We start from the raw sequence: 8,634 nt of genomic DNA, 5'->3' as shown, positions 1-8,634 counted from the left end.
TCCGCGGCATGCGCGGACTCTCCGGCTCTTCCATCCTCGGCTCCGGCGAGGTCGCCCTCATCCTCGATGTCGCCGCCATGAGCCACATCGCTACCAGCCAGGAAAACCACACCACCCCGCCTGCCTCCGACAGGGTGGAAACAAATACCGCGACCAAGGCGCTCTAGCGCCATCAACAGACAGGGGAATCGCAATGCTCGGCAATCTGAAAATCGGCATCAGGCTGGGGATCGGCTTCGGCCTGACCATACTGCTAACCCTCATCCTCACGCTCATCGCGCTCGACCGCCTGGGGGCCCTGAACGACAACACCCAGATCTTGACCCAGCGCGGTTGGCCAGTCAGCCGGATGGCGCAGGACCTGCGCCTCAACGTGGTCCAGAACGCCGTTGCGCTACGGAACGTGATCATCATCGACGACAAGCTCAAGAATAAGGAGCTCATCAAGCAGATTCTTGACAAGCGCAAAGAAAACAGCGGCTTGATCGAGCACTTTTCCCAGTTGCTGGTAACCGATCGGGAAAAGGAACTCGCCGCAAACATCAATGCCTCACGCGCCCCCTATGGCGAAGCCCTCGATCGCCTGCTCGTGATCGCCGACAGCAACTCCCCCCAGTACGACCAGAATGCCGCCATAGACATGATGCAAACGGAGTTTCAACGGATGGCGGACACCTACAGCAGCGCATTGCAGGCCTTCATCGACCACGAGGCATCCGAGTTCGAGCGGATGTCTAAGGACGCAAGCGCGACTTACACCGACAGCCGCCAGCAGATGATCGGCATCGTCGTTGCGCTGTTCCTGATCGCGAGCAGCATCGCCTTCTTCGTCACCCGTTCCATCACCCGCCCGGTCGGCGAGGCGCTGCGGGCGGCAAACGCGCTGGCCGACGGCGATCTGAGCGTGCGCCTGCAAGTGAACTCGCGCGACGAGGTCGGCAAGCTGATGGCCGCGATGTCGGCCATGATCGAGAAGCTGGGACAGATCATCGGTGATGTGCGCAGCGCCGCCGACAACCTCTCCTCCGCCTCCGAAGAAGTCTCCGCCACCGCGCAGAACCTCTCGCAGTCCTCCTCCGAGCAGGCCGCCAGCATCGAGGAACTCACCGCCTCCGTCACCCAGAACACGGAGAACGCCAAGGTCACCAACAGCATCGCCTCCCAGGCCTCCGGCCAGGCCGCCGAAGGCGGTGGCGCGGTGGGCGAGACCGTCAGCGCGATGAAGCGCATCGCCGACAAGATCGGCATCATCGACGACATCGCCTACCAGACCAATCTGCTGGCGCTCAACGCCGCTATCGAGGCCGCCCGCGCCGGCGAGCACGGCAAGGGCTTCGCCGTGGTCGCCGCCGAGGTGCGCAAGCTGGCGGAGCGCAGCCAGGAAGCCGCGCAGGAAATCAGCGAAGTCGCCAGCGGCAGCGTGCAACTCGCCGAGAAGGCTGGCCAGCTGCTGGGCGAGATCGTCCCCGGCATCAGCAAGACCGCCGACCTCGTCGCCGAAATCACCGCCAGCTCCCAGGAGCAGGCTTCCGGCATCAACCAGTTGAACCAGACCACCCAGCAGAACGCCGCCGCCTCCGAGGAACTGGCCGCCACCGCCGAGGAAATGAGCGGCCAGGCCACCCAGTTGCAGGAGCTGATGGGCTTCTTCCGTCTCGCCGAGGGCAGCGGCCCCCGCGGCCGCGCCGCGGCCAAGCGCTCCTCTCCCCGCCCCCAGTCCCCCACCCACGGTAGTGGTCATCCGCCCGCGAGCGAGGGCGATTTCGTCCGTTTCGACGACGGGAGGCACGCATGGGCCAACTCGTGAAACGAGAAACGGTCGCGGTTACCGAGAGCGAGGGCGAAGCCCGCCAGTACCTCACCTTCCAGCTCGATGGCGAGGTCTTCGGCGTCAGCATCCTGGTGGTCAAGGAGATCATCGAGTACGGCAATCTCACCCCGGTACCGATGACACCGCCCTACGTGCGCGGCGTCATCAACCTGCGCGGGGCGGTGGTCCCGGTCATCGACCTGGCGGTGCGCTTCGACCGCCCGCCCCTGCAGCCCGGACGGCGCAGCTGCATCGTCATCGTCGAGGTCGGCAGCGACGAAGGCCAGCTCGTCTTCGGCGCCATGGTCGATGCGGTCAACGAGGTACTCGAGATCCCCGCTCAACAGATCGAGCCGCCACCCAGCTTCGGCGCCCGCCTGCGCAACGACTTCATCGCCGGCATGGGCAAACTCGACCAGGGCTTCGTCGTGCTGCTCGACACCGACAAGGTCCTGTCGGTGCAGGAGCTCGCCCTGGTGGAGCAGATCGCCGGAGACGACGCCCTGATCTGAGTGGCTCGCATCCACCACCGCGCCGTTCTTCCCGGGCTGACACCAACCCGGGAAGAACAGACCGGATCGCGTGGCACCTTTGGCACAGGCGGGCGGAACATCCACGCGAGCGCTCGTATCATTACGCACCGGGCATTCCGCCAACCCGCTCTGCCTGCGCTCGGTGCTATTGCTGCCCTTGGGCTACCGCGCCAGCGAGGGGGACTGGCTGCTTGGTCTGAAGAAAGTACGCCGGCCAGCCACGGATTTCTTCGTCGAGCTCAACTGAAACCTGGGCATCACCCACGGCGCCCCCGCAGCACGGCGGCGCGGCACTGCGACTGCGGGCGCAGACCATCCGGTGCGTTGCGGATCTCACCAAGGCAGCGGCTCCCAGCCCTTGAAAGCAAGCGCGCCTCGCCCTTTCCCCGCGGTAAAAATCCGCTAACGGGACCGTACTTTCCCCCGTTCCCCGTCTCGCTCCACACAGGCCTCCGCATCCCGCTGCATCGGACAGTTGATACGGACAAGATGAAAACGATTTGCATTCCGGAATCGTTTGGGAGATTCTCCGCTACCCTCACATTTGCCGCGCACGTCCTTGGCTCTGCCCCAACCGCTTCCCCACCGCCCCACGCCTGCCGCCCGGACAAGCACCAGCGCCGCGGAAAACCGTCGTGCTTGAGCGCTACTACCGGGAGCTGCTCGGCTTCCTTGCCCACAAGGTCAGCGACCGCAACGCCGCCGATGACCTCGCGCAGGAGAGCTATGTCCGCATGCTGACGATGCAGCGCGCGGGCGAGGCCATCGCCGACCCACGCGCCTTGCTCTACCGCATCGCACGCAATCTGGTCGTGGATCGCCACCGTCGGCGACAGGTGCGTACCGAGGTGATCATCGAAGGCGAAGAGGCCGAACTGCATGCTGCCGGCGTTCCCGCGCCCGAGGTCTGCGAACCCGAGACCGCGGCGATCTCTGCTCAAGGCGTGGATGCGCTGCTCGCCGCCATCGAAGGGCTGCCACCCCGCTGCCGCGAGGCCTTCGTGCTGCACAAGTTCGAGGGCCTGTCCCATGCCGAGGTCGCAGCGCGCATGGGTATCTCGCGCAAGATGGTGGAGCAGCATGTGAAGAACGCCATGCTGGCCTGCCGCCGCTGCCGCAAGGCGCTGGAAGGCGATGCTGCACCGGGGGAAGGGAAATGAGCGCAGGCCGGTTTTCGTCACGCTCGCTGGCAACCAGGGGTTGCGAGATGGGCAATCCCCGCGGGCCGCAGCGCTTCGCAGGCATCTGCGCCTGCCGGCCAGCCCTGCATGCCAGAGAAGCCCGGCCGACCGCGGCTGGAATCTCCTGTATCCACATCGGGTTTTCACCCGCTCGCGCGTCTACCCGGGTGAGAGGCCGAGCACAGTCATGAGCAACTCACCCATCGATTTCCCCCCTGCCAGCAGCGCCGAGGCGGCCGACGAAGCCGCACTGGACTGGTTCGTCCGCCGCAGTGCCGGCCTGGACGCGACAGACGAAGCCGCCTTCCAGCGCTGGCTGGCCGCCGACCCGGTCCACGCCACCGCCTTCGCCCGTTGGGAGGAAGACTGGAGCGCGCTGGACACCCTGCCCGCTGCCGCAATCCAGGCACTGCGGGATGCATTGCCGGAGGCCGCTCCCGCCACTGGGCAGGGCGCCGCCAGCCATCCTCGAACCCAGGTTGCGGGCAAGCAGCAAGCCTCACCCCGCCGCACCTGGTTCGCCAGCCTCGGCGGCCTGATGCCGCGTGCGGCGATGAGCGCGCTCGCCATCGCCGGCGTCAGCGCCGCCCTGCTCGCCTGGCAGCACCAGCAGCCGCAGTTCGAGCAGCAATACCTCAGCATGCGCGGCGAGCAGCGCAGCGTCGCCCTGCCGGACGGCAGCCAGCTCCACCTGGATACCGCGACCCAGGCCGCAGTCAGCTTTTATCCCGGCCGGCGCGAGGTGCATCTCACCGGCGGCCAGGCGATGTTCGAAGTTTCCGCCAACCCGGAGCGCCCCTTCGACGTGATCGCCGGCCCGGTCCGCGTCACCGTGGTCGGCACCCGTTTCTCGGTGCGCTACACGCCGGAAATCGCCGGCGCTGACGGCGTGCGGGTGGCGGTGGAAGAAGGCCATGTGCGGGTGCGCCAGCGCAGCACCCTGCCGGACCTGGTGGCCGGCCTGTTCGGCCAGAGCACGGTGGACCTGGTGGCCGGCCAGCAACTCCTCGCCGGCACCGACGGCACGCCCGGCCCGGTGGCGGCGGTGGCGCCGGCCGGCATCGCGCCCTGGCGCGACAACCGGGTGAGCTTCAACGACACGCCGCTGGAGCAGGCCCTGGCGGAATTCGCCCGCTACGGCGACACCCGGCTGACGGTGCAGGACCCGGCGGTGGCCGCGCTGCGCCTCACCGGCACCTTCGACCCCAAGCGCCTGGACAACTTCATCCGCGTGCTGCCGCAGGTGTTGCCGGTGCGCATGCGGCAAGGCAAGGATGGCATGGAGATCGTCGCCACAGCGGCAGTGGAAGCGGTGAAGGGCCGCTCGGCGCCGCATTAGGTGCAACGCTGCGAAGGCGGCATGCCGCCGCGCAGATGGCATTTCGGTTTGGCCGAAGCCGCTCCGCAAGTACGGCATTCCGCCACGCCTTTTCCCGGTCTCGGGAGGGCTTTTGCCGCAGGCCTGGGAAATTTTTTCCTCCCGCACAGAACCGACCTAGGGTTTCCCGCGCATCGCGCGTCGACTTGAGAAGGATTCCCATTCCCTTCTTCACGGAGCCGCAGTAGATGTCCTTCAATCGCCCCGCCCGCCCCAAGCAGTTGGTTCTCGCCCTCACCCTTGCCCTGTCGCTGGGTAGCGCCACCCTCTCCACACCCGCCTTCGCCCAGGCTGGCAGCGACTGGGCCGGCACCGCCGTCCGCATCGAGCTCGCCGCCCAGCCGCTGGCGCAGGCGTTGAACGAGTGGGCGCGGCAGACACGGCTGGAACTCATCGTGTCGCCAGCGCTGGTGGCCGGGCGCAGCGCACCGGCGGTGGCTGGCACGATGACGCCGCGCGAGGCGCTGGAGCGCCTGCTGGCCGGCAGCGGCCTTGCCACCGCGCGCGACGGCAACGCGGTGATCGTGCGCCCCGCCAGCCAGTCCTCCGGCCCTGCCGTGCTGCCGGCGGTGGGCGTGACGGCCACGCTGCAGGACGACACCCCCTCCGAAGCCACCGGCGCCTACACCGTGCGCAGCAGCCGCGGCGCCACCGGGCTGGCGCTGAGTCCGCGTGAGACGCCGCAATCCATCAGCATGATCACCCGCGCCCAGATGGACGACTTCAAGCTCAACAGCGTCAACGAAACGCTGGATGCCACGCCCGGCGTGGTCGTCGAAAAGGTGGAGACGGACCGCACCTACTACACCGCCCGCGGCTTCAACATCACCACCTTCCAGGAAGACGGCGTGGGCGTGCCCTTCACCATGGGGCTGGTCGGCGGCGACATCGACACCGCGCTCTACGACCGGGTGGAAGTGGTGCGCGGCGCCAACGGCCTGCTCTCCAACACCGGCAACCCCTCGGCCACGGTGAACCTCGTGCGCAAGCGGCCCACCAGCGAGTTCCAGGCCGCCGCCAGCCTCGGCTACGGTTCCTGGAACGCCAAACGCATCGACGCCGACGTCGCCGGCCCGCTCAACGCCGCCGGCACGCTGCGCGGCCGGCTGGTGGCCGCGGTGGAAGACAAGGATTCCTATCTCGACCGCTACAGCCAGAACAAGAACCTGTTCTACGGCGTGCTGGAGGCCGACCTCGGCGAGCGCACCACCGTCAGCCTGGGCCACACCTACCAGGCCAACCGCAGCGACGGCCAGCTGTGGGGCGGACTGCCGCTATACGACGACAGCGGCCGGCTGCTGAGCTACAGCCGCTCCACCAGCTCGGCGGCGGACTGGACCTACCTGGACACCACCACCCAGCTCACCTTCATCGAGGCGGTGCACCGCTTCGACAACGACTGGGAAGCCAAGGCCGTCTATACCCACAAGGACATCGACTGGCGCGGCAAGCTGCACTACGTCGGCGGCGTGCCGGACAGCAGCGGCAACGGCCTGGTCAGCAGCCCCTCGAAGTACAAGACCGGCAACATCCAGGATTCGGTGGACGTGCGCGCCAGCGGCCCTTTCGAACTCGGCGGCCGCAAGCATGAGCTCATCCTCGGCGCCAGCTGGTCGCTGTCGGAGGCGGACGCCACCACCCTCAGCGGCGCCGGCAGCGCAGTGCCGCCGCTGCAGGGCTGGGACGGCAACATCGCCGAGCCGGCCTTCACCGCCGACGGCGGCGGCGGCGAGTACGCCGACCGCCAGCGCAGCCTGTATGCCGCCACCCGGCTCAACCTGGCCGATCCCTTCAAGCTCATCCTCGGCGTGAACGCCACCCACTTCCGCTCCACCGGCAGCAATTACGGCGTCGATCGGGATCGCAAGGAAGACGTGCTCACGCCCTATGCCGGCGCCGTCTACGACATCAACGAGGCGGTGTCCGCCTACGCCAGCTACACCGAGATCTTCAACCCGCAGAGCGAGCTGGACGCCCAGCTGCGCCGGCTGGACCCGGTGACCGGCAGCAACATCGAAGGCGGCCTCAAGTTCGAGCTGCTGCAGAAGCGGCTCTACGGCACGGTCAGCGCCTTTCGCAGCAAGCAGGACAACCTCGCCAGCTACGTCACCAACCTCGGCACCATCGCGGTGTACGAAGGCACCAAGGTGCGCTCCCAGGGCGTGGAACTGGAGCTGAGCGGCGACCTCACCGAGCGCCTGCAGATGACGGCCGGCTACACCAAGCTCGCCATCGAGGACGACGAGGGCGAGTCCGCCCGCCTGTTCACCCCGCGGCAGATCTTCCGCCTCAGCACTACCTGGCGGGTGCCCGGCGTGGACAAGCTCAAGCTCGGCGCCAACCTCAACTGGCGCTCGCGCACCAGCAACTCCACCACCCTCAACGGCCAACCGCTGAAGATCAGCCAGTCCGCCTACACCCTGGTGAACCTGATGGCGCGCTATGACATCAGCGACAAGCTCTTCGTCGCCGCCAACCTCAACAACCTCACCAACGAGAAGTACCTCACCAGCCGCTACTGGGCCGACCAGGGCTACTACGGGGCGCCGCGCAACGCCACCGTGTCGCTGAACTGGAAGTACTGAGGGAAGGAGCCACCGCCATGCGCAGCCTGTTCGTCGCCCTGCACCGCTGGGCCGGCCTCTTCATCGCCGCTTTCCTGTTCGTCACCGGCCTCACCGGCGCGGTGATCTCCTGGGACCACGAACTGGACGAGTGGCTCAACCCGCATCTGAACGACGCCCGGGCCGCCGGCCCGGCGCGCGATCCGCTGGAACTGGTGGCGGAGGTAGAGGCCCGCCATCCGCAGGTGCGGGTCACCTCTCTCCCGCTGGCGGCCGAACCCGGCCACAGCTATTCCTTCTGGGTTGAGCCACGGGTCGATCCCGCCACCGACCGCCTCCATGAACCCGGCTACAACCAGATCTTCGTCGACCCGGCCAGCGGCGAGGAGCTGGGCCAGCGCGAATGGGGCGCGGTGTGGCCCATCACCCGGGAGAACTTCGTCTCCTTCCTCTACAAGCTGCACTTCAGCCTGCACATCCCGGAGATCGCCGGCAACGACCACTGGGGCCTGTGGCTGCTGGGCGTGGTCGCGCTGATCTGGACGGTGGACTGTTTCACCGGCGTCTATCTCACCCTGCCCGCCCGCCGGCGCGCACGGGCGGCGGCGAAAGTGGAGGCGCTGGCGGCGGAGGCGGAAACGCTGGCGGCGGAGGATCAGCTGGCGGCAGACAAACCCACGGCATCCCCTCTCCAGCGCAGCGGGTGGCAGCGCTGGAAACCCGCCTGGAAGGTGCGCTGGCGCGGCGGCCCCTACCAGCTCAACTTCGACCTCCACCGCGCCGGCAGCTTGTGGACCTGGGGCCTGCTCTTCATCGTCGCCTTCACCGCGTTCTCGCTCAATCTCTACCGCGAGGTCTTCTTCCCGGTGATGACGCTGGTGTCCGACGCCACGCCCTCGCCCTTCGAACTGCGCGAGCCGCGGCCGATGAACCGCCCCATCGCCGAGACCTACGGCTACCGCGAGGCGGTGGACAAAGCCCGCGCCGAGGCACAACGCCGCGGCTGGGACGCGCCGCCGGGCAGCATGTTCTACTCGCCGGAATTCGGCATCTACGGCGTCGCCTTCTTCCGCCCGGAGGAAGGCCACGGCGCCGGCGGCGTCGGCCACCGCAGCCTCTACTTCGACGGCGTGGATGGCAGCCTGCTCGGCAGCCGCGAGCCCTGGAC

6 protein-coding genes are annotated in these 8,634 nt (G+C 67.8%); all 6 read left to right on the top strand.

Annotation, left to right across the window (positions count from 1 at the left end):
* Window positions 1-193 precede the first annotated feature (193 nt).
* On the top strand, window positions 194-1,807 hold the full coding sequence (locus tag C7389_RS22045; protein ID WP_211342530.1) for a methyl-accepting chemotaxis protein: 1,614 nt from the start codon (window positions 194-196) through the stop codon (window positions 1,805-1,807).
* Window positions 1,792-2,322, top strand: a complete 531-nt coding sequence (locus tag C7389_RS22040; protein WP_133594818.1) for a chemotaxis protein CheW — start codon at window positions 1,792-1,794, stop codon at window positions 2,320-2,322. Before C7389_RS22045 ends, C7389_RS22040 begins: the two co-directional genes overlap by 16 nt.
* A gap of 656 nt (window positions 2,323-2,978) precedes the next feature.
* On the top strand, window positions 2,979-3,503 hold the full coding sequence (locus C7389_RS22030) for a sigma-70 family RNA polymerase sigma factor (RefSeq protein ID WP_133594817.1): 525 nt from the start codon (window positions 2,979-2,981) through the stop codon (window positions 3,501-3,503).
* Window positions 3,504-3,711: 208 nt separating this feature from the next.
* A complete protein-coding gene (locus tag C7389_RS22025; protein ID WP_133594816.1) occupies window positions 3,712-4,863 on the top strand; it encodes a FecR family protein in 1,152 nt (383 codons plus the stop codon).
* A gap of 227 nt (window positions 4,864-5,090) precedes the next feature.
* Complete coding sequence (locus C7389_RS22020; RefSeq protein WP_211168407.1) at window positions 5,091-7,487, top strand: TonB-dependent siderophore receptor; 2,397 nt, start codon at window positions 5,091-5,093, stop codon at window positions 7,485-7,487.
* Between the two features lie 17 nt (window positions 7,488-7,504).
* Window positions 7,505-8,634, top strand: a 1,130-nt coding sequence (locus C7389_RS22015; RefSeq protein WP_133594823.1) for a PepSY-associated TM helix domain-containing protein, incomplete at its 3' end; no start/stop codon positions are given.

Source organism: Azoarcus indigens, from assembly GCF_004361735.1.
GTDB classification, from domain to species: Bacteria; Pseudomonadota; Gammaproteobacteria; order Burkholderiales; family Rhodocyclaceae; genus Azoarcus; species Azoarcus indigens.
This window is presented reverse-complemented; position numbering and strand designations above follow the sequence as displayed.